Consider the following 20,852-nt stretch of genomic DNA (forward strand, 5'->3'; position numbering starts at 1 on the left):
CCTCTAATCTTAACCCATGGGGCCCCCCCCGGGGCCCTCGCTCCCGCCGGTTACCCCCACGCCGGGGTGCCCGGGGGGCCCGCCGCCCCCCCCCCCCGGTGCGGCGGCCCGCTCCGCCGCTGACCCTCCCCGCTTCCAGAAGGGCACGACAGACACGATGGCACCGACGACGAAGGCAGCCGGCGACGGCAGCGGCCTGGTGGAGATGTCCTGGGACCCGATCACCCGGATCGTGGGCAGCCTCGGCATCCACACGAAGATCGACTTCAAGCAGAAGAAGGTCGCGGAGTGCTACAGCACCTCCTCGGTCTTCCGCGGCTACAGCGTCTTCATGCGGGGCAAGGACCCGCGCGACGCGCACTTCATCACCAGCCGCATCTGCGGCATCTGCGGCGACAACCACGCCACCTGTTCCGTCTACGCGCAGAACATGGCGTACGGGGTGAAGCCCCCGCACCTCGGCGAGTGGATCATCAACCTCGGCGAGGCCGCCGAGTACATGTTCGACCACAACATCTTCCAGGAGAACCTGGTCGGGGTCGACTACTGCGAGAAGATGGTCCGCGAGACCAACCCCGGCGTCCTGGAGCTGGCCGAGCGCACCGCGGCGCCGCACGCCGGCGACCACGGGTACCGGACGATCGCCGACATCATGCGCTCGCTCAACCCGATCGAGGGCGAGTTCTACCGCGAGGCGCTGCAGGTCAGCCGCTACACGCGGGAGATGTTCTGCCTGATGGAGGGCCGCCACGTGCACCCCTCCACGCTCTACCCGGGCGGCGTCGGCACGGTGGCGACGGTCCAGCTGTTCACCGACTACCTGACCCGGCTGATGCGGTACGTGGAGTTCATGAAGAAGGTCGTGCCGCTGCACGACGACCTCTTCGACTTCTTCTACGAGGCGCTGCCCGGCTACGAGGAGGTCGGCCGGCGGCGCATCCTGCTCGGCTGCTGGGGGAGCCTCAACGACCCGGACCACTGCGACTTCACGTACCGGAACATGACCGACTGGGGTCGGAAGATGTTCGTCACCCCGGGCGTGGTCGTCGACGGCAAGCTGGTCACCAACGACCTGACCGAGATCAACCTCGGCATCCGCATCCTGCTCGGCAGCTCCTACTACGAGGACTGGGAGGGCAAGGAGCTGTTCGTCACCCACGACCCGCTGGGCAACCCGGTCGACCCCAGGCACCCCTGGAACCAGCACACCGTCCCCGCCCCGCAGAAGCGCAACTTCGACGACAAGTACAGCTGGGTGATGTCCCCGCGCTGGTTCGACGGCAAGGACCACCTCGCCCTCGACACCGGCGGCGGCCCGATCGCCCGCCTCTGGTCCACCGCGCTCTCCGGCCTGGTCGACATCGGCTACATCAAGGCCACCGGCCACAGCGTCCAGATCAACCTGCCGCGCTCGATGACCAAGCCGGAGACCACCTTCGAGTGGAAGATCCCCCGGTGGAGCAACGCCATCGAGCGCAACCGCGCCCGGACGTACTTCCAGGCGTACGCGGCCGCGGCGGCCCTGCACTTCGCGGAGAAGGCCCTCGCCGAGGTCCGCGCCGGGCGCAGCCAGACCTGGGAGCGGTTCGAGGTGCCGGACGAGTCCATCGGCTGCGGCTTCACCGAGGCCGTGCGCGGCGTCCTGTCGCACCACATGGTGATCCGGGACGGCAAGATCGCCAACTACCACCCGTACCCGCCGACACCGTGGAACGCGAGCGTCCGCGACAGCTACGGCACGCCCGGCCCCTACGAGGACGCGGTGCAGAACACGCCGATCTTCGAGGAGAACTCGCCGGAGAACTTCAAGGGCATCGACATCATGCGGGCCGTGCGCAGCTTCGACCCCTGTCTGCCCTGCGGCGTCCACATGTACGTCGGCGGCGGCCGGACCGTGCAGAAGATGCACGTGCCCACGGGCCTGAGCGGGCTCACCGCATGACGGCGGAGGAGACCGGGCTGCGGATCCAGGAGGCGCTGGACCACCTGGCCGACGGCGAGGAGCAGGGGGCGGGCGAGCAGCTCGTCCGCGAGCTGATGGCCTTCTACGGGGACGGGCTCACCCGGCTCGTCCGGGCCCTGCCGCCGCAGGCGCTGGGGCAGCTGCTGGACGACCCGGCGGTGGCCGGGCTGCTGGTCCTGCACGACCTCCACCCCGAGGACGTCACCGCGCGGATCGCCCGCGCGCTCGCCTCGCTGCCCGAGCCGGTCGAGCAGCTCGGCTTCGACCCCGGGACGGGCGGCCTGCGGCTGCGCCGGACCAGGAGCGGCTGCGGCTGCAGCGAGCAGGACATCGAGGCCGCGCTGGCCTGCCACGCCCCCGAGGTGACGGCCGTGGAGCTGGACCGCGCGCCGCAGCTGCTGCAGATCGGCACCCGCCCGCCGGCCTCGGCGGAGGTGCGGTGAGCGCCCGCCGGCTGTCCCGCCCCGGCGCCGCCCTGCTGCGCCGGCTGCGCGAGCCCGCGCCCCCGCAGCCGGAGCGCTGCACGTTCTGCGGCCAGCAGGTCCCGCAGGAACACCGGCACCTGGTGGACACCGAGGAGCAGTCCCTCACCTGCGTCTGCACGGCCTGCGGGCTGCTGTTCCAACAGCCCGGCGCGGCCGGCGGCCGCTACCGCGGCGTGCCCGACCGCTACCTCGCCGAGCCGGACCACCGCTTCGGCGAGGAGCAGTGGGCGGCGCTCGGGATCCCGGTCGAGACGGCCTTCCTGTTCCGCAACGCCCGGCAGGACCGGCTGGTGCTGCTCTACCCCGGCCCGGGCGGCGCGACCGAGAGCGAGCCCGACGAGGCGGACTGGCAGGCCGCGCTCGGCGGCAGCCGGCTCGCCGCCGAACTGGAGCCCGACGTCGAGGCGTTGCTGCTGCGGCACCCGGCCGCGAGCCCGGTCCAGTGCTTTCTGGTGCCGATCGACGTCTGCTACGAGCTGGTGGGCCGGCTGCGGCGGTGCTGGAAGGGGTTCGACGGCGGGGCCGAGGCCCGGGCCGAACTCGACGCGTTCTTCGCGCGGGTGGCCGGTCGGGCCCGTGCGCCACGACCGGAGGAGGTCTCGTGACGGCCCTCTCCTTCGCCTGCACCGGGGTGCGGCCCGACCCCCACGCGGCCGGGCCGACGCTGGTCCTGCGGCTGCGCATCACCGCTCCCGCCGGTACCCGGGTGCACGCCCTCGCGCTCCGCTGCCAGCTGCGGATCGAGCCCGCGCGGCGTTCCTACGGCGAGGCGGAGGGCGAGCGGCTGGCCGACCTCTTCGGCGAGCGCTCCCGCTGGGGCAGCACGCTGCACCCGGTGCAGTTCGCCCTCGTCCCGCTGATGGTGCCCGGCTTCACCGGCGAGACCGAGGTGGACCTGGTCGTGCCGTGCACCTACGACATGGACGTGGCCTCGGCCCGCTACCTCGCGGCGCTGGACGGCGGCGACGTCCCCCTGCTGCTGCTGTTCTCCGGCACGGCGTTCACCGGCCCCGGCGGCTTCCAGGTCACCCCGGTGCCCTGGGACCGGGAGGCGACGCTGCGGATGCCCGTACAGGTGTGGCGGGAGATGATCGAGCAGCACTTCCCCGGCTGCGGCTGGCTGCGGCTGCCGGGCGAACTGATGGCGGAGCTGCTCGCCTACCGCTCACGACGGGCCCTGCCGTCCTGGGAGGCTACCGTGCGCGAGCTGCTCGACGCCGTCCGGACCGAGGAGGTCGCCCGGTGAACGCCTTCACGGCCGCGACCGAGGGCCGGTTCGCCCAGGCCCGGCAGATCGCCGACGCCGTCCTCTTCGAGGGCTACGTGCTCTACCCGTACCGCGCCTCAGCGGCCAAGAACCGGCTGCGCTGGCAGTTCGGCGTACTCGTCCCGCCCGGTTACGGCCAGGACAGCGGCGAGCACTCCCACCAGCGCACCGAGTGCCTGATGGAGCCGCGCCCCGGCGACCGGCTCGCGGTGGAGCTGCGGTTCCTCCGGGCGCAGCGGCGGACCGTCCAACGCGCCACCGCGGCCGGCGGCTTCGAGCCGGTCGACGAGCTGGAGCTCGCCGACCGGGTGCTCGTCCCGTGGGACGAGGGAGTCGAGGAGCGGGTCGAACTCGTCGTCCCCGTGGATGAGTTGGTCGGTGACGGGATCGTCCGGCCGTTCGCGCTGCCGGCCTGCGAGGAGATGGAACTGCTCCGCGAGGGCGGTGTGACGGTCGGCCGGCTGCTGCGCCGGCGCGAGCAGGCCGCCGGCGTCCTGCGGCTGACCGCCCGGGACGTTCCGGGGCCGTACGAGGTGCGCAGGCTGGCGGTCGTGGTGGAGAACACCGCCGACTGGTCGCCCGGGCCGGGCGACAGACGGGACGCGGCGCTGCCGCGCGCGCTGGTCTCGGCGCACCTGCTGCTGGGCCTGGACCGGGGCGCCTTCCTGTCGGTGACCGACCCGCCCGAGTGGGCGAAGGCCGCCGTCGGCGAGTGCCGCAACGAGCACACCTGGCCGGTGCTGGCCGGCCCGCCCGGCCGCGCCCAGGTGCTCCTGTCCTCGCCGATCATCCTGGAGGACCACCCGCTCGTGGCCCCGGAGAGCCTCGGCGCGCTCTACGACGCGACCGAGATCGACGAGATCCTCGCGCTGCGGACGGCGGCCCTGACCGAGCGCGAGAAGCGGGAGGCCCGGGGCACCGACGAGCGGGCGGGAGCCGTGATCGACCTCGCCGACTCGATGCCCCCGGAGGTCCTGGAGCGGCTGCACGGCGCCGTCCGGGGCCTGCGCGAGATCACCGGTGACGACCCGGACCAGCCCTGGTGGGATCCGGGCAACGATCCGGAGGTGGACCCGGACCGGGACCGGGTGGTGGTCGACGGCCGCGAGGTCGGGGCCGGCAGTCGCGTGCTGCTCCGGCCCGGCCGGCGGCGCACCGACGCCCAGGACCTCTTCCTGCACGGCCGGACCGCCGTGGTGGAGGCCGTGCTGCACGACGTCGACGGCTCGGTGCACCTCGCGGTGACGGTGGAGGACGACCCCGGAGCGGACCTGTGGCGGGCCCAGGGCCGGTTCCGCTACTTCCAGCCGGACGAGGTCACCCCGCTGGAGGAGTCATGAACACGGGCCGGGTGCTGGTGGCCGGGGTGGGCAACATCTTCCTCAGTGACGACGGGTTCGGCGTGGAGACCGTCCGGCGGCTGGCCGGGCACCCGCTGCCGCCGGACGTCGAACTGGTCGACGTGGGCGTGCGCGGAGTACACCTGGCCTACCAGCTGCTGGACGGCTACCGGACGCTCGTGCTCGTCGACGCCACCGCGCGCGGCGGCGAGCCGGGCACGGTGTACCTGATCGAGGCGGACGCCGGCCCGGTGGAGGCGCCCGTGTTGGACGGGCACCGGATGGGTCCGGACGCCGTGCTCGCGCTGCTCGGCACGCTGGCCGCCGGGACGGGCGGATCCCCGCCCGGACGGGTGCTGGTGGTCGGGTGCGAGCCGGAGTCGCTGGAGGAGGGCATCGGGCTGAGTGCCCCGGTGGCCGCCGCCGTCGAGGAGGCGGTCGGAGTGATCCTGCGGATCGTCGGAGCGGACGCGCAGGCGCAGAGAGAGGCGTCACCATGCTGAAGAACCTGCTGGGCGCGGCCGTCGTGGCCGCGGTCGTGACCCTGGTCTGGCAGAGCCTGCCCGACCTGAAGCGCTACCTGCGGATCCTGCGGATGTGAGGACCGGGTTGCGGCGAACGGTGTACTCCGGGCGCGGTGGCGGCGCGGCTGCGAGCCGATGTCGCCACCGCGCCCTTGTAATGAAGCCTGTTGCCTCCGGCAAGGGGAGTGGGGCCGATGCACGAGATGTCGATCGCGACGGCCGTCGTCGAGCAGGTGGACGCGGCGGCCCGTGAGCACGGGGCGTTCGCGGTGGAGAGGGTGCGCCTGCAGGTCGGCGAACTCGCCGGAGTAGTGCCCTCCGCACTGGACTTCTGCTTCGAACTCGCCTGCTCCGGAACGCTGTTGGAAGGCGCGGTGCTGGAGACCGAGGCGGTGCCGGCGCGGGCGAGGTGCACCCCGTGCGGTGTCGAGTGGGCCGTCGGCATGCCGCCCGACCTGGGGTGCCCGCAGTGTGCCGGCGCCCGGGTCGAGCTGCTCGCGGGCCGGGAGTTGCAGATCCTCGGCGTCCAGTGGGCCGAGCGCCCCGCGGGCGCCCTGGCCGACCAGGAAGGCTGAAACCGATGTGTCGCACGGTGGAACTCCGCCAGGCGGTCCTCGCCCGCAACGACGACGGCGCCCGGGAGCTGCGCGCCGAACTCGCCGCGCGCGGAACCGTCGTGGTGAACCTGCTGTCCAGCCCCGGCAGCGGGAAGACGGCGCTGCTGGAGGCCGAGCTCGGGCTGGCCCGGGCGCGCGGGGTGCCGGTGGCGGCGCTCACCGCGGACCTCGCGACCGAGAACGACGCGGTGCGGCTGGCCCGTTCGGGTGCTCCGGTGAAGCAGGTGCTCACCGACGGGCTGTGCCATCTGGAGACGGCGATGCTCCGGGAGCACCTGGCGGGCTGGCTGCCGGGGGACACCCGGCTGCTCTTCGTCGAGAACGTCGGCAACCTGGTCTGCCCGGCCTCGTACGACCTCGGCGAGTCGCTGCGGGTGGTGCTCGCGTCCGTCACCGAGGGGGAGGACAAGCCGCTCAAGTACCCGACGGCCTTCGGGCTGGCCAACCTGGTGCTGGTGACGAAGGCGGACCTCGCGGTGGCGGCGGAGTTCGACGAGGCCGCGTTCCTGGCGAGCGTCGCGCGGGTCAACCCGGGAGTGGAGGTGCTGTTCACCTCCGTCCGGACCGGGCAGGGGGCGGGGGTGCTGCTGGACCGGGCGCTCGCGGTGCTGGACGGCGCCGAGCCGCACCGGCCGGTCATGGCGGGCACACCGGGGCACGGGCACGGGCACACCCACGGGCCCGGGGCGGGGCACGACCACAGCCACGATCACGGGCACGACCACGGGCACGACGGCGCGCACGCGCATCCGCACGTCCCGGTGGCGGAACGGTCGTGACGGCCGGTCGGCCGACGGCCGGGCCCGAGCGGCGCAGGGTCGCCGTGCGCGGACTCGTCCAGGGGGTCGGGTTCCGACCGTTCGTCTTCACGCTCGCCGCCGAACTCGGCCTGGCCGGCACCGTCACCAACACCGGGGACGGCGTGCTGGCCGAGGTCGAGGGCCGGCCGGAGTCGGTGGACGCGTTCTGCCGCCGGATCGCGACCGACGCGCCGCCGCTGGCGCAGGTCGCCTCGGTGGAGCACGAGGTCCTGGCCCTCACCGGCGCGACCGGGTTCGCCATCACACCCTCCCGGGCCGACGGCCCGCGCCGGACGCTGATCCCGCCCGACACCGCCACCTGCGCGGACTGCCTCGCCGAACTCGCCGACCCCGGCGACCGCCGCCACCGGCACCCGTTCATCAGCTGCACCAACTGCGGGCCCCGCCACACCATCGTGACCGGTCTGCCCTACGACCGGGCCAACACCACGATGGCCGGGTTCCCGATGTGCCCGGACTGCGAGCGCGAGTACACCGACCCGGCCGACCGGCGCTTCCACGCCCAGCCGGTCTGCTGCCACGCGTGCGGCCCCAGACTCGCCCTGGTCGTGCCGGGGCTGGCGACGCTCGACGGCGAGACGGCGCTCACCGAGGCCCGGCGCCTGCTCGCCGACGGAGCGATCCTGGCCGTCAAGGGCATCGGCGGCTACCACCTGGCCTGCGACGCGCTCAACGAGGAGAGCGTGGCCCGGCTGCGCCGGCGCAAGCGGCGCGGCGCCAAGCCGTTCGCCCTGATGGCGCGGGACCTCGGCGAGGTCGCCCCGCTGGTCCGCCCGGACCGGGTCGAGGAGGAACTGCTCACCGGGCCCGTGCGGCCGATCGTCCTGCTGCGCCGCCGCGGGCCGTGGCCGGCGGCACTGGAGGCGGTGGCGCCCCGCAGCCCGGACCTCGGGGTGATGCTGCCCTACACCCCGCTGCACCAGCTGTTGATCGCCCCGCCAGGCCCCGGACTGCTCGTGATGACCAGCGCCAACCTCTCCGGCGAGCCGGTCGTGACGGAGGACCGGGACGCGTTCGCCCGGCTCGCGCCGCTGGTCGACGCCTGGCTCACGCACGACCGGCCCATCCACGTCCCGTGCGAGGACTCGGTGGTGCGGGTGGTCGACGGTGAGCAGCTGCCGATCCGTCGCTCCCGCGGCCACGCGCCGCTGCCGCTGCCGCTCCCGGTGCCGGTCCGGCCGGTGCTGGCCGTGGGCGGTGACCTCAAGAACACCTTCGCGCTGGCGCAGGACGACTACGCCTGGCTGTCCGGCCACATCGGGGACATGGACGACCTCGCCACCCTCGACGCCTTCGACCGGGCGGTGACGCACCTGGGCGCCGTCACCGGGGTCCGGCCCGACCTGCTGGCCGTGGACCGCCACCCCGGCTACCGGTCCGTGCGGCACGCCCGGAGCACCGCCCGCGGGCGGGAGGTGCGGGCGGTGCAGCACCACCACGCGCACGTCGCCTCGGTGATGGCCGAGCACGGCCTCGACGGCGGCCGGCCCGTGCTGGGGGTCGCGTTCGACGGCACCGGGTTCGGTGACGACGGCGCGGTGTGGGGCGGCGAGGTGCTGCTGGCCGACTACGACGGCTACCGCCGGCTCGCCCACCTCGCGTACGTCCCGTTGCCGGGCGGGGACGCGGCGGTGGCGCGCCCGTACCGGATGGCGCTCGCCCACCTGCGCGCGGCAGGGCTCCCGTGGGCGGCCGAGCTGCCGCCGGTCCTGGCCTGCCCGGACGATGAACAGCGGCTGCTGGAGCGGCAGTTGGAGCGCTCGCTGAACTGCCTGCCGACCTCCAGCATGGGGCGGCTGTTCGACGCGGTGTCCGCGCTCGCCGGGATCTGCCAGCGGGTCGAGTACGAGGCGCAGGCGGCGATCGAGCTGGAGGGCGCGGCGCTGGCGCACGGCCCGGCCCGGGGGTACGCGTTCGACCTGCGGCCGGTGGACGGCACGCTGGTCGCCGACCCGGCGCCGGTGCTCGCCGCGGTGGTGGCCGACCTGGCCGCCGGCGCCCCGGCCGGTCGGATCGCGGCCCGCTTCCACGACGCGGTGGCCGGACTCGTCCGCCGGATCTGCGGAGCCGCCCGGGAGGAGCACGGGACCGGGACGGTCGCGCTGACCGGCGGGGTCTTCGCCAACGCGCTGCTGTCCTCGGCCTGCGCGGCCGGCCTGCGGGCGGACGGCTTCACCGTGCTGCGGCACCGCCGGGTGCCGCCCAACGACGGAGGACTGGCGCTCGGGCAGCTGATGGTGGCCGCCCGGGCCGCCGGCCCGGTCGCCACCTGAGAGGAGAGAGCCCGGATGTGTCTGGCGGTGCCCGGAAGAGTGGTGGAGATCGCGGAACGCGACGGCGCCAGGATGGCGGTCGTCGACTTCGGCGGAGTCGTCAAGGACGTGTGCCTGGAGTACCTCCCGGACCTGAAGGTGGGTGAGTACGCCATCGTGCACGTCGGGTTCGCCCTGCAGCGCCTCGACGAGGAGTCGGCCCGCCGGACGCTGGAGCTCTTCGCCGAGATCGGCCTGTTGCAGGAGGAGTTCGGCGACCCGTGGGAAGCGGCGGCAGCGGCCGTGAGGGAGGAACAGCAGTGAAGTACCTGGAGGACTTCCAGAACCCGGAGCTGGCGGCCGGCCTGCTCGCGGACATCAGGGCGACGGTCACCAGGCCGTGGGCGCTGATGGAGGTGTGCGGCGGGCAGACGCACACCATCATCCGGCAGGGGATCGATCAACTCCTCCCGAAGGAGGTCGAGTTGATCCACGGGCCGGGCTGTCCGGTCTGTGTGACCCCGCTGGAGGTGATCGACCGGGCGCTGGCGATCGCCGCCCGGCCCGAAGTGATCTTCTGCTCGTTCGGCGACATGCTGCGGGTGCCGGGCACCGACCGCGACCTCTTCCGGGTCCGCGGCGAGGGCGGTGACGTCCGGGTGGTGTACTCGCCGCTCGACGCCCTGAGGATCGCCCGGGAGAACCCGGACCGCGAGGTCGTCTTCTTCGGCATCGGTTTCGAGACCACCGCCCCGCCGAACGCCATGGCCGTCCACCAGGCCAGGAAGCAGGGCGTCCGCAACTTCAGCATGCTCGTCTCGCACGTGCGGGTGCCCCCGGCCATCGAGGCCATCATGACCTCGCCGCAGTGCCGGGTCCAGGGCTTCCTGGCCGCCGGACACGTGTGCAGCGTGATGGGCACCGACGAGTACCCGGCGCTGGCCGAGCGCCACCGGGTGCCGATCGTGGTCACCGGGTTCGAGCCGCTGGACATCCTGGAGGGGATCCGGCGCACCGTGCGGCAGTTGGAGCGCGGCGAGCACACCGTCGAGAACGCCTACGCCCGGGCCGTCCGCCCGGAGGGCAACCCGGCGGCGCGGGCCATGCTGGAGGACGTCTTCGAGGTGACCGACCGGGCCTGGCGCGGCATCGGCGTGATCCCGCAGAGCGGTTGGCGGCTGTCCTCGCGCTACCACGACCAGAACGCCGAGCACCGCTTCGACGTGGCCGGGATCACCACCCGGGAGTCCGCGCAGTGTCGCAGCGGGGAGGTCCTGCAGGGCCTGCTCAAGCCCGACCAGTGCGAGGCCTTCGGCACCACCTGCACTCCGCGCACCCCGCTCGGCGCCACCATGGTGTCCAGCGAGGGGGCCTGCGCCGCGTACTACCTCTACCGCCGGCTGAGCACGCCGGCCGTTCCCCGGGAGGCGAGCCCCGTTGGCTGAGGCCGAGATCCTGACCGCGCCGGCGGGCGTGCCGTCCGCCGCACCGCCTGCCGTGCCGTCCGCTGCGCCGGACCTCTCCGGGTGGAGCTGCCCGCTGCCGCTTCGCGACCACCCGCGGGTGGTGATGGGGCACGGCGGAGGCGGGGCCATGTCGGCCGAGCTGGTGGAGAACATCTTCGCCCCGGCGTTCGGCGGCCGGGTGCTCGCCGGGCTCGGCGACTCCGCCGTCCTGGAGCTCGGCGGGGCCAGACTCGCCTTCTCCACCGACTCCTACGTCGTGCGGCCGCTCTTCTTCCCCGGCGGCAGCATCGGCGACCTCGCCGTCAACGGGACGGTCAACGACCTCGCCATGAGCGGGGCCCGGGCGGCCTACCTGTCCTGCGGGTTCATCCTGGAGGAGGGCGTGGAGATGGCCGTGGTGGACCGGGTCGCCCGGGCGCTCGGGGCCGCCGCGCGGGTGGCCGGGGTGGAGGTCGCCACCGGTGACACCAAGGTGGTCGAGGCCGGTCACGGCGACGGCGTCTACCTCAACACCGCCGGCATCGGGCTCGTCCCGGCCGGGGTGGACATCAGAGCGCAGCGGGCCGTTCCGGGCGACGTGGTGATCGTCAGCGGGGAGATCGGGCTGCACGGCGTCGCGATCATGAGCGTGCGCGAGGGCCTGGAGTTCGGCGTGGAGATCGAGAGCGACTGCGCCGCGCTGGGCGGCCTGGTCGACGCCATGCTGGCGGTCACCCCGGATCTGCACGTGCTGCGCGATCCCACCCGGGGCGGGTTGGCCGCGGCGCTCAACGAGATCGCGGCGGCGGCCGGCGTGGGCGTGGTGATGAGCGAGCGTGCCGTTCCGGTGCCGCCGCAGGTCGCCAACGCGTGCGCGGTGCTCGGCCTCGACCCGATGTACGTCGCGAACGAGGGCAAGCTGGTCGCCTTCGTGCCGCGTGAGCAGGCGGAGGCGGTGCTCGCCGCGATGCGGGCGCACCCCCTGGGCGCGGGAGCGGCGGTGATCGGCGAGTGCGTGGCGGAGCACCCCGGCATGGTGGTCGCCCGTACGGCGCTCGGCGGCACCCGGGTGGTCGACCTGCCGATGGGTGAGCAACTGCCGCGGATCTGCTAGATCCTCTCCGGTCGGTCCCGGCGGATCGGCGCGCGGCCCCCCGGCTTCGGCCGGGAGGTACCCCCACGACGTGCCCGGCCGGGTGTGCGCCCGGCCGGGCCCGGACCGGTCCGGGCCCGGGGGCGCGGTCACCGCTGGTACAGCGACGGGCTGTCCGGCGACCGGAGGACGGAAGGTCGGACAGCGGTGGGGCCGTGCTCGTCAGCGCGGGCTCCCACCGCTGTCCGCTGCCCGTTCCGTCAGCAGTTCACCGGCACGTCGGTGCTGACGGGCTTGGCGACCCATCCGGCGGAGGCGACCGAGAACGAGGCGTGCACGGTCGAACCGCAGGCCACCGCTCCGTGGACGCCCTCGACCACGATCGGCTGGCTCTGGAAGGTCAACGTCTGCTGCGTCGTGCCGAGGGTGAGTCCGCCGGCGACGCTGCCGGTCAGGACGACCTCGACCTGCTTCGGCCGGGGGAGCGGGCTGCCGGGGCTCGGCGGGCCGGCCAGGCCGATGTGGCCGGTGAACTCGATGCTGTCTCCGCTCACCGTGGCGCACACCTTGGTCGCCAGACCGGCCTGCAGGCCGTAGTTGTCGCAGATCACCGTGGGGGCGTCGGTGGCGCCGGAGGCAGTTGCCGCACCGGCCGGAGCCGCGACGACCAGAGCCGTTCCCAGGGCGACCGCTGCGGCGGCCGTCGTCAGGATCTTGCGAGTCATGGGGAGCCTTCTCCTGTGTGAAGGGGCCTCCCGGTCCATCCGGGAGGTCGTTGCAATGTGATATTTCACTATGCTCCTTTAGCTGAGGCGTCGTCAAATTGAACGCCACAAGGCGAGTTGGCATAGGAATCTGCTCCTCTGGCGGCGCGAATGGCTGCGGAGTACAGGTGGGACGGAAGTGAAGGGTGAGTGCCCGAAGCGGTGCCCGCCTACTGGGCGTCCGGTGGCGCAGGCGGGTCCGGCGGACGCCGGGCGGGCGCGGTGTGAACCGTTCGCGGGGAGTCGGCCGTATCCACCGGTGAGGTGGCCGGGGGTGTCGCCCAGTCAGCTCGCCCCCGGCGAGCCGGTGTTGGCGGGCTGGTGGTGGCGGGTGACGCACGGGCCGCGCGGCTCCGCACGGCCCGTCCCGGAACCCACTCGTCACCGCTCTTCGCTGCCAACCGATTCGGAGAAACTCCCTTGCGCAACAGCAGGTTCACCTCGGTCCTCCTGGCCGGCGCCACGACGCTGGCGGCCCTTGCCGTCGGCGTCGGCCCGGCGGTCGCCGCTCCGTCCGACCCCGTCCTCGGCACGTCCTCCGCGGGCGACCAGGACGTCGAGGTGTTCGCCGAGGACGGTGCCATCAGCCGGGCCAAGGTCCCTGCGACGTCCCCCTTCGTCGCCGAGCCGTCGATGGGCGCGGCCGCCGCCGGGGACGGCGCCGTCACGAAGATCGTCAACAACGGGAGCCCGGACGGCAAGCTGGACGTGGTCGTGATCGGCGACGGCTACAGCGCTTCCGAGCAGGCGAAGTTCCAGAAGGACGCCGCCGCGAAGTGGAAGGACATCAGCGCCGTCCAGCCCTACGCCACCTATCGCAAGCTCTTCAACGTGTGGGCCGTGAACGCCGTATCCGCACAGTCGGGCGTCTCCGGGGACCCGAAGCAGAGCACCGTGCGCAAGACCGCCCTCGGCTCGCACTTCTGGTGCAACTCCATCGAGCGGTTGCTCTGCGTGGACATCAAGGCCGTCGACGCCTACGCCGCCAAGGCCCCGCAGGCCGACCTCGTCATCGTCGTCGCCAACACCGCCAAGTACGGCGGCGCCGGCTACGGCAGCACCCAGTCGCCGCTCGGGTACGACGGCATCGCCACCGTGGCGGGCGGCAACGGCGCGTCCGGCCAGATAGCGGTGCACGAGACGGGTCACTCGCTGGGCAAGCTCGCGGACGAGTACGTCGCCGAGGGCACCCAGCCCTACAAGGGCGCGGAGCCCCCGCAGGCCAACATCACCACCCTGAGCGCCGACCGGATGCGCCAGGACAAGGTGAAGTGGTACCGCTGGCTCGGGAAGACCTCGCCCGACGGCGGTACCGTCGGCGCCTACCAGGGCGCCGGCAACTACCCGTCCGGCCTCAACCGGCCGACCGACAACTCCGTGATGCGCTCACTCGGGCGCGAGTTCAACCTGCCCGGCCGCGAGGCGATGATCGCCGGCTTCTACCGGCACGCCTCCACCCTCACCAGCGCCACGCCCGTCACCACCCGGCTGACCGCGAGCGACCGCCTCACCGTCGACCTCCCGGTCTCCGGCACCAAGCTGAGCTGGTACCTCGACGGCAAGGAGGTGAAGGCCCTGCGCGACCACAGGACGATCGCCGTCGCCGACCTCGGACCGACCGGCCCCAAGCCCGCGGCCCACGAGCTCAAGGCCGTTGCGACCGACCCCACTTCGTCCGTCATCGACCCGGCCCTGACCCCGGCGCTGACCCGCAGCCTGGTCTGGAGCGTCACCCGCTGACCACAGGCCCGGCCCCTGCCGTCGGGCAGGGGCCGGGCGCGGGCCGGGCGCCGCGCGCCGGAGCCCCGGGAGGCTCCGGCCGGCGCGGCGTTCCCGGCTCAGGCGGCGATGCCGCAGTACTGCTGCTGCTTGCCGATCGCGCGGTACATGCAGTCGGCCGTCTCCACCAGCCGCAGCACGGCCTCGCGGTTGCGGCTGGTCTCGCGCCCGATCACCTCGTCGGGCGGGTAGAAGCCGCTGCTGCCGTTCGGGCCCGGGTACATCTCGAAGGTGTAGGCGAAGATCCGCTGCACGCCCCACAGCCAGTCGTCGATCGCGCCGTCGGTGATGTAGAGGTCGCTCGACTGCTCGGGGGTGTAGCCGTTGGTGCCGGCCATGGCCTTGCCGAAGGTGGCGAAGGTGTTGTACTCGTCGGCGGTCATCCCGGTGGCGGTGTTGGCGGTGGTCCAGCCGAACGGCCAGAGCACCAGCTGGCTGTAGGTGTGGAAGTCGATGGCCGCGGTGATCTGCTGCTTGCCGCCGACCACCCGGGTGCGGACGAAGTCGGCGACCACCTCGGTCTCCTTGGCGGACTCGGGAGCGGCGCCCCGGTAGGTCTCGCTGGAGGTGGAGCCGGAGGAGCCGCCGCAGCAGCCCCACTTGTAGTCCCAGTTGCGGTTCAGGTCGGTGCCCGCGCTGCTGCTGCCCGCGTTGGGCTGGCGGTCCTTGCGCCAGCTGCGGTAGCGGCCGGTGGCGATGTCGTACTCGCCGCCGTCCGGGTTGACGTCGGGGACCACCCAGATCTCCCGGCTGTTGACGGCGTTCGCGATCCGGCTGTCGGTGGCGTACTTGTCGCCGAACTCGTGCAGCAGGTAGAGCGCCATCTCGACGGTGAGGTGCTCGCGGGCGTGCTGGTGGGCGGTGAACAGCACCTCGGGCTCGTTCTCGTCGGTGCCGACGTTGTCACTGATCTTCACGGCGACGATCGCCCGGCCCTCGTAGGAGGTCCCGATGACGCGCTTGCTCATGATGTCGGGGTGCGCGGCCACGACGGCGTCGATGTCGGCGGTGGCCTCCGCGTAGTTGTGGTACCCGGAGTCGGCGGACGGGAAGTCGTACACCGCCGCGCCGACGCCCTGTTCGCCGGCCCCGGCGCCGTACGTCGGGTCCGGCAGCGGGCTGGGGGACCAGCCGAGCGCGCGCAGGCGGTCGGCCTCGGCTGCGGTGGCGGTGACCACCACCGAACCGGTCCGCACGGCGTCGACGGACGCGCCGGTGGCGGCGACGGCGGTGCGTTCGGCGGCGGTGCGGGGGCCGTCGAGGACGTACTGCCGGGCGGTGTCGGCCGCGTCGGCGGCCACGGCGGCGGTGACCGGGTGGGCGGCGACCTGGGTGGTGAGGGGGGAGGCGAGTACGAGGGCCAGCACGACGGCGGTGACCGCGGCGGGCTTCCCTCGGCGGGGCAGTCGCATGACTGTCCTCCTGTGGGGGATCCGTAGGGACGGAACAGGGGAGGAACTGCGGCGCGCGCCAGCATGATGGTCCGTCAGTGTCATGGATTCGTCAAGAAGGTGGGTGTTGGCCGACCGCCGCCGTGGCCCTGGCGTCAGCCGCTCTCGCCGTCGGTGGCGGTCCGGCGGTCGGGCGCCCGGTAGGTACGGCGGAGGTGGCGCAGGTAGGTGGCGGTGTCGCCGTGGCGATGGTCCTGGGCGCCGTGGCGGTACAGGTCGAGGCTGCCGTCGGGGTGCAGGCGCAGGGTGGTGGTCGCCCGACGCGCCGGCTCCGGCGCGGTCGGTCCGGTCGGTCCGGTCGGTCCGGGGCTGACGGGTTCGGTGGCGGTGTCGGCACCGGGGAGGTCGGCGGTGCCGAGGACGGCCGTTCCCGGCGGGAACATCGCCACGGCGTCGGCGGCGCGGGCCGCGGGCGGCCGGCCGGTGCGGTTGGCGCTGCTGACGTACAGCAGCGGAAAGCGGGCGAGCAGCGGGCGCAGGGGTGCCCAGCTGGCGCCGAAGAGCAGCGCCCAGCCGTCCTTGGCGGCCGGCGCCAGCCAGCCGGGGGGCGGGCCGTCGGCGCGCAGCGGGACCAGGAGGGTCAGGTGTTCCTCGGCGAGGAGGCGGCCTGCCAGCGCGGCAGCCGGTGCGGCCAGGGCGAGGGCTTCGTCGAGGGCGGCCAGGGTGTCCGGGTGATGGGCCCAGAGCGCGACCGGCTGGCCGACGGGGCGGCCCTTCGCCGCGTTGACGGTCCCGGGCCCGGTGGCGGCGACCACGCTGGTCAGCGGTGCCGGGTTGGGCAGGACGACCGCCGTGCCCCGGCCGAGGGCGCTGCGGGCGCCGGGCAGGTCGACGGTGCCGGTATCGGTGGGCGGCGGGCCGCCCCGGTTCGCCGTGCTCCGGTCCGTCGCGCCTCGGTTCACCGGGCGGCCCCGGTCGGGGTGGGGGCGGCGGTGGCCGTCCCGGTGAGACCGTCGAGGTACGCGGCGAACGCCTCGTCGTCGACGACGGCGCGGCCGGTCCGGAACGCCCGGGTCTTCACCCAGGCCATCGCGCTCCTCGCCTGCTGCCGGTCGAGGTCGTGGCCCAGCCGGGAGGCGACCGCGGTGACGACCCGGGCGCTGGCCAACTGGGTGAGGACGACGCTCGGGGCGATGCCCAGGAGCCGTTGCGGGTCGTAGGGCTGGAACAGCCGGGGGTGGACGAACGGGGTGCCGGTGGAGATCGTGCCCACCCCGGGGCCGACGACCGGCGTGGTCACCGTCAGGGGCACGCCGGTCTCCTCGCCCACCATCCGGGCTATGGCGGGCAGCCGGGTCAGGTCCGGGGCGGTCCACCACGGGTCGCCGGTTCGGCCCAGGAGGTGCGCGGTGCGCTCGGGGCGGTGGGCGAGCAGGAGCAGCAGCTGCTCGGTGGCGACCATGCCGGAGCGCTCCGCGATCCCCAGCCAGGCACTCGACACCACCCGGACACCGGCCCGCAGCGCCTCAAGGGTGTTGGCCAGCCCCAGCCCGAGGTCGTTGTGCAGGTGCGAGGCCAGCACCACGTCGTCGTCGCAGTCGGCCCGTACCCGGGAGAACAACGCCGCTGCGTCCGAAGGGAGTTGATCGCCGACGGTGTCGGCCAGGACCACCACCCCGGCCCCCGCCGCCGTCATCGCCTGCGCGTACGCGGCCACCAGGGCGTGGTCGGCACGCCCGGCATCCGCCAGACAGACGTCGACGGCGACCCCGTCGTCCAGCTCCCGGGCCTCCTTCACCAGCGCGACGCCGCCCGCCAGGGCCTCCCGCGCGGTGCGGTGGACCATCACCCCGGCCATCGCCTCCGAGGCCGGCACCACCACCATCACCCGGGCGTGTGCGCTTCCGCGGACCGCCGCGACGGCCTGCCGCACGTCCTGCGCCGCGCCCCGGCACACCGCGGCCACGCCCACCGCACCCTCGGCCTCCACCGCGACCCGGCGCACCGCCTCGAACTCCTCTGCGCACACCGCCGGGAACCCGGCCGCGAACACCACGTGCCGGGGCCCGTCCGCCCCGAAGATCCGCCCCTGTTCCAGGGCCAGTCGCACCCGGAAGTCCGCGCTCATCAGCGTCTTGGCCTGGGCGCCGTCGCGCGCCGACTCCTCCCAGATCACCACCCGGCCCGCCAGGGCCGACTCGCGTACCACGTCCCGTGCCATTGCTCCCCCTCGTGCCGACCGGTCGCCCCTCGGCCGTTCGGTGCGGCAAACGGCGCCTCGGACCGGCGGTTCGACGGGCCGGGGGCGCAGTGATCGTCGCACCGCCGGCGCAGTCGTCAGGCCGGCGTCCCCCTGGTTCACCCGGTGGAGTGAACAATCCCGTCCATGCTCTGGCTCTGGCTGGTCTGGCCCGGAGAATGAGAGGTTGGCCTGTGGGCGGTGCGGAACCCAGGGCTCCGCCGGGTGCGGTGCCGGCGGTGGGTAGGTTGGTGGCCACCGACCGAGGAGTTGCCCCGTGCCCGCCCGCCCCAGCGTTCTGTTCGTGACCGATCTCGGCTACCAGGCCCGGGGCCGGCGGTACTGCGACGAGGACATCCAGCTGTCCGCCCGGCTCCGCGCCGACTTCGACATCGCCCTCTGCCACCCGTCGGACGCGGCCGCGCTGATGGACGGCTTCGACGCGGTGGCGGTCCGCAACAGCGGCCCCGTCCTGCACTACCAGGAGCAGTACGAGGCCTTCCGGGCCGAGGCCGCGGCGCGCGGCACCCGGGTCTACAACCCGCTCTCGGGCCGGGGCGACATGGCCGGCAAGCAGTACCTGCTGGACCTGACCGCGGCCGGACTCCCGGTGATCCCCACCGTCGACCGGGCCGAGGACCTCGGCCGTCTGCCCGCGTCGGCCCAGTACGCCGTCAAGCCGAAGGTCGGTGCGGACTCCATCGGTCTGACCTTCCTGACCCCGGACCGGCTGGCCGGCCTCGCGTACGGCGACATCCTCGTCCAGCCGCGCATCGACTTCCGCTACGAGGTGTCGTTCTACTTCGTCGACGACGAGTTCCAGTACGCCCTCCACGCGCCCGATCCCGATCGGCGCTGGATCCTGGAGCCGTACCGCCCCACCGGCGAGGACCTCGGGTTCGCCCGGCGGTTCATCGACTGGAACACCCTCGACCACGGCATCCAGCGCGTGGACGCCTGCCGCACGCGGGAGGGCGAACTCCTCCTGGTCGAGCTGGAGGACCTCAACCCCTACCTGTCCCTGGACCGCGTCGCCGAGCCGGTCCGGGACGCCTTCGCCGCCGCCATGACGGCCTCGCTGCACCGGTTCCTGGACGCCCCGCTCCGAGGCTGAGGCGGCACCCGCGCGGGGGCGGCCGGGGTCCAGACCGCCCGGCCCCGGCCCCGGCCCCGGTCAGCGCCGGAGCAGCCGTACGTCGCGGACTTCGAGCAGGCCGTCCAGCTCGACCCTGCCGACGGTCTGCTCCGGGTTCACCACGAGGCCGTCCCGGCGCACGATGTCGAGGAGCCGTTCGGCCAGCGGCATCACCATGTGCCGCCCCCAGCAGCGCTCGTTCGCGTGGCCGAAGGGGAGGTAGCCGGGCTGGTCGTCGGGGTCGAGGTCGGCCCAGCGTTCCGGGCGGAAGTCGTCCGGGTCCTCCCAGAGGCCGGGGTCGCGGTGGCTCAGCAGCGGCAGCATCAGGAGGTCGTCCTTCGCGCCGATCCGGTCGTCCACGGCGGAGAACTCGGGGGAAGCCATCCGCAGGATGTTCCAGGACGGCGGCAGGAGCCGGAGCGCCTCCAGCAGGATGTCCCGGTTCGACTCGCCGTCCTCGAACGGCGCTCCCAGCCAGAGCGCATTGGTGACGAGGGCGGACACGGTGAAACAGATCGGCGCGGCCACCCGCCGGTAGAGATACATGGCATAACGGCGGTCGTCGTAGCTCTCGGCATCCAGGACGCGGGCCGCCAGATTGGACAGCGGTACTTCCGTGCCGGGTTTTCCGAGCATTGCCGTCCCGGCCGCTACGGCCGCCCAGGTCAATTTCGGCGTGAGTTCCAGCCGGCGGTCCACGAGGACGCGGAATCGGAAACTCTCGCGGCCGAATACGAGATCTCGGAGGTAGACGTGGGCGACGTGCGGCCATTTCCCGGAGAGGTCGACCTCGTCGCCCAGGGGCTTCTTCAGCGCGACCCGGACATCGGCGGAGACGGCCTGCATGAGCGCGGACGCGTCCGTCCGGGTGACGGGCCTGCCCTGGACGGGCTTGAAGGTGGGGCGCTCGGAATCGTTGGCGGGCCGGCTGCGGAGCAGGCTGTCCATCAGGTCGGCGCCGGCGACCCCGATGGTGTCGGGCTCCAGGCGGAAGAGGTCCGCCCCGCGGTACCGGCGAAGAAGTTCCTCGATCCGCGGTGCGAAGACGGTGGCCCGGGCGCTCCTGCCCGTGCTGGACATAGGCATCGGTGAACTCCAAGGGTGAAAGGCCCGTGCCCGGTGAGACGGTGCTCACCGGGCCCGGGCCCGGTAGGCGAACTACCCGATTAGATCCAGCCGTACCAGGCGTAGGCCTTCAGGCTCTTCTCCGGCATGACCTTCTTCACGAAGTGAACGAGCTTCATGACAATACCTCCGTCTGACGATGGACCGGATGAATCGTGCACATGGTTCGACGGGATGCGGTGGTTACTCGGCAGAATTCTGCGATCCGCTTCTCGACGCCAGAAGTGAAGCCCCGTGCCAAAAGGAGCGTCAAGTGACGCAGCTCACTCGCTTGTCGGCGTCCGGACAGGTTTCACGGCCGGCCGCCGCCCGATTGCCCGCGGAACGACCGAAATGGCCGGGTTTGGAAGGATCGTGCCCATCGGGGCGGTTGTAAAGCCCGGGCGGTCGTGCGTCGCTGCTGGTCGCGGCCCCGGCCCGGGTGGCGGCCGGGTGAACGGAGCACGTCCGGGGTCCGGCGGCGGGAGGTCGGGGGAGGTGCGGTCGAGGCCGACCGAACGTTAGGTTTGCCCGTTCGGGCACGGCGGGTGCCCTCGCGAACCGGACCGCGCCCCTCCGGGCCGACGGCGCACGGTCACGCTGCTGTCACCGGTGGTGGGCGGGGGTGGGCGG

21 protein-coding genes are annotated in these 20,852 nt (G+C 73.3%); 15 read left to right on the forward strand and 6 right to left on the reverse strand.

Annotation, left to right across the window (positions count from 1 at the left end):
* Positions 1 to 157 precede the first annotated feature (157 nt).
* The 13 genes from ACFVYI_RS13400 to hypE all read left to right on the forward strand — a co-directional run bounded on the left by ACFVYI_RS13400 (position 158) and on the right by hypE (position 11,828).
* A complete protein-coding gene (locus tag ACFVYI_RS13400; RefSeq protein ID WP_387884449.1) occupies positions 158 to 1,942 on the forward strand; it encodes a nickel-dependent hydrogenase large subunit in 1,785 nt (594 codons plus the stop codon).
* Positions 1,939 to 2,406, forward strand: a complete 468-nt coding sequence (locus tag ACFVYI_RS13405) for a thioredoxin (protein WP_387884452.1) — start codon at positions 1,939 to 1,941, stop codon at positions 2,404 to 2,406. The genes ACFVYI_RS13400 and ACFVYI_RS13405 overlap by 4 nt, the downstream gene beginning before the upstream one ends.
* On the forward strand, positions 2,403 to 3,053 hold the full coding sequence (locus tag ACFVYI_RS13410) for a DUF5947 family protein (protein ID WP_387884454.1): 651 nt from the start codon (positions 2,403 to 2,405) through the stop codon (positions 3,051 to 3,053). Before ACFVYI_RS13405 ends, ACFVYI_RS13410 begins: the two co-directional genes overlap by 4 nt.
* Positions 3,050 to 3,694, forward strand: coding sequence for a DUF6084 family protein (locus ACFVYI_RS13415; protein ID WP_387884455.1), 645 nt, complete (start codon positions 3,050 to 3,052; stop codon positions 3,692 to 3,694). The genes ACFVYI_RS13410 and ACFVYI_RS13415 overlap by 4 nt, the downstream gene beginning before the upstream one ends.
* The gene (locus ACFVYI_RS13420; RefSeq protein ID WP_387884457.1) at positions 3,691 to 5,055 is read left to right on the forward strand and encodes a hypothetical protein; all 1,365 of its coding nucleotides are present in this window, start codon (positions 3,691 to 3,693) and stop codon (positions 5,053 to 5,055) included. The genes ACFVYI_RS13415 and ACFVYI_RS13420 overlap by 4 nt, the downstream gene beginning before the upstream one ends.
* Positions 5,052 to 5,558 carry a hydrogenase maturation protease gene (locus ACFVYI_RS13425; protein WP_387884458.1) on the forward strand — a complete coding sequence of 169 codons (507 nt, stop codon included), beginning with the start codon at positions 5,052 to 5,054 and terminating at the stop codon, positions 5,556 to 5,558. The genes ACFVYI_RS13420 and ACFVYI_RS13425 overlap by 4 nt, the downstream gene beginning before the upstream one ends.
* On the forward strand, positions 5,552 to 5,656 hold the full coding sequence (locus ACFVYI_RS13430; protein WP_387884460.1) for a DUF6893 family small protein: 105 nt from the start codon (positions 5,552 to 5,554) through the stop codon (positions 5,654 to 5,656). Before ACFVYI_RS13425 ends, ACFVYI_RS13430 begins: the two co-directional genes overlap by 7 nt.
* Positions 5,657 to 5,773: 117 nt before the next feature.
* The gene (gene hypA, locus ACFVYI_RS13435) at positions 5,774 to 6,154 is read left to right on the forward strand and encodes a hydrogenase maturation nickel metallochaperone HypA (protein WP_387884461.1); all 381 of its coding nucleotides are present in this window, start codon (positions 5,774 to 5,776) and stop codon (positions 6,152 to 6,154) included.
* Between the two features lie 5 nt (positions 6,155 to 6,159).
* Positions 6,160 to 6,975 (forward strand): hydrogenase nickel incorporation protein HypB, encoded by an 816-nt coding sequence (gene hypB, locus ACFVYI_RS13440; protein ID WP_387884464.1) that lies wholly within the window; start codon positions 6,160 to 6,162, stop codon positions 6,973 to 6,975.
* The gene (hypF, locus tag ACFVYI_RS13445) at positions 6,972 to 9,290 is read left to right on the forward strand and encodes a carbamoyltransferase HypF (RefSeq protein ID WP_387884466.1); all 2,319 of its coding nucleotides are present in this window, start codon (positions 6,972 to 6,974) and stop codon (positions 9,288 to 9,290) included. The genes hypB and hypF overlap by 4 nt, the downstream gene beginning before the upstream one ends.
* A 15-nt stretch (positions 9,291 to 9,305) precedes the next feature.
* On the forward strand, positions 9,306 to 9,593 hold the full coding sequence (locus ACFVYI_RS13450; protein ID WP_387884468.1) for a HypC/HybG/HupF family hydrogenase formation chaperone: 288 nt from the start codon (positions 9,306 to 9,308) through the stop codon (positions 9,591 to 9,593).
* The gene (gene hypD, locus ACFVYI_RS13455) at positions 9,590 to 10,714 is read left to right on the forward strand and encodes a hydrogenase formation protein HypD (RefSeq protein ID WP_387884471.1); all 1,125 of its coding nucleotides are present in this window, start codon (positions 9,590 to 9,592) and stop codon (positions 10,712 to 10,714) included. Before ACFVYI_RS13450 ends, hypD begins: the two co-directional genes overlap by 4 nt.
* A 28-nt stretch (positions 10,715 to 10,742) precedes the next feature.
* A complete protein-coding gene (gene hypE, locus ACFVYI_RS13460) occupies positions 10,743 to 11,828 on the forward strand; it encodes a hydrogenase expression/formation protein HypE (RefSeq protein ID WP_387884522.1) in 1,086 nt (361 codons plus the stop codon).
* Positions 11,829 to 12,067: 239 nt separating this feature from the next.
* Here hypE and ACFVYI_RS13465 read toward each other — a convergent pair whose 3' ends face one another.
* The gene (locus ACFVYI_RS13465; RefSeq protein WP_387884473.1) at positions 12,068 to 12,532 is read right to left on the reverse strand and encodes a hypothetical protein; all 465 of its coding nucleotides are present in this window, start codon (positions 12,530 to 12,532) and stop codon (positions 12,068 to 12,070) included.
* A 459-nt stretch (positions 12,533 to 12,991) separates the two neighbouring features.
* Here ACFVYI_RS13465 and ACFVYI_RS13470 point away from each other — a divergent pair, with 459 nt between their 5' ends.
* Positions 12,992 to 14,311 carry a M64 family metallopeptidase gene (locus tag ACFVYI_RS13470; RefSeq protein WP_387884475.1) on the forward strand — a complete coding sequence of 440 codons (1,320 nt, stop codon included), beginning with the start codon at positions 12,992 to 12,994 and terminating at the stop codon, positions 14,309 to 14,311.
* A 98-nt stretch (positions 14,312 to 14,409) separates the two neighbouring features.
* Here the strand turns inward: ACFVYI_RS13470 and ACFVYI_RS13475 are convergent, their stop codons facing one another.
* The 3 genes from ACFVYI_RS13475 to ACFVYI_RS13485 form a co-directional block, all read right to left on the reverse strand.
* Positions 14,410 to 15,762, reverse strand: coding sequence for a M14 family metallopeptidase (locus ACFVYI_RS13475; protein WP_387884476.1), 1,353 nt, complete (start codon positions 15,760 to 15,762; stop codon positions 14,410 to 14,412).
* Positions 15,763 to 15,896: 134 nt separating this feature from the next.
* Complete coding sequence (locus tag ACFVYI_RS13480) at positions 15,897 to 16,703, reverse strand: hypothetical protein (protein WP_387884478.1); 807 nt, start codon at positions 16,701 to 16,703, stop codon at positions 15,897 to 15,899.
* On the reverse strand, positions 16,700 to 17,962 hold the full coding sequence (locus ACFVYI_RS13485) for a 2-isopropylmalate synthase (protein ID WP_387884481.1): 1,263 nt from the start codon (positions 17,960 to 17,962) through the stop codon (positions 16,700 to 16,702). The genes ACFVYI_RS13480 and ACFVYI_RS13485 overlap by 4 nt, the downstream gene beginning before the upstream one ends.
* A gap of 295 nt (positions 17,963 to 18,257) precedes the next feature.
* Between ACFVYI_RS13485 and ACFVYI_RS13490 the strand changes: the two genes are divergently transcribed.
* Complete coding sequence (locus ACFVYI_RS13490; protein WP_387884484.1) at positions 18,258 to 19,094, forward strand: hypothetical protein; 837 nt, start codon at positions 18,258 to 18,260, stop codon at positions 19,092 to 19,094.
* A 60-nt stretch (positions 19,095 to 19,154) separates the two neighbouring features.
* Here the strand turns inward: ACFVYI_RS13490 and ACFVYI_RS13495 are convergent, their stop codons facing one another.
* Positions 19,155 to 20,201, reverse strand: coding sequence for a cytochrome P450 (locus ACFVYI_RS13495; RefSeq protein ID WP_387884485.1), 1,047 nt, complete (start codon positions 20,199 to 20,201; stop codon positions 19,155 to 19,157).
* An 80-nt stretch (positions 20,202 to 20,281) separates the two neighbouring features.
* On the reverse strand, positions 20,282 to 20,359 hold the full coding sequence (locus tag ACFVYI_RS13500; RefSeq protein ID WP_350540985.1) for a tryptorubin family RiPP precursor: 78 nt from the start codon (positions 20,357 to 20,359) through the stop codon (positions 20,282 to 20,284).
* Positions 20,360 to 20,852 lie beyond the last annotated feature (493 nt).

This window comes from Kitasatospora sp. NPDC058218 (assembly GCF_042882445.1).
Taxonomy (GTDB): domain Bacteria; phylum Actinomycetota; class Actinomycetes; order Streptomycetales; family Streptomycetaceae; genus Kitasatospora.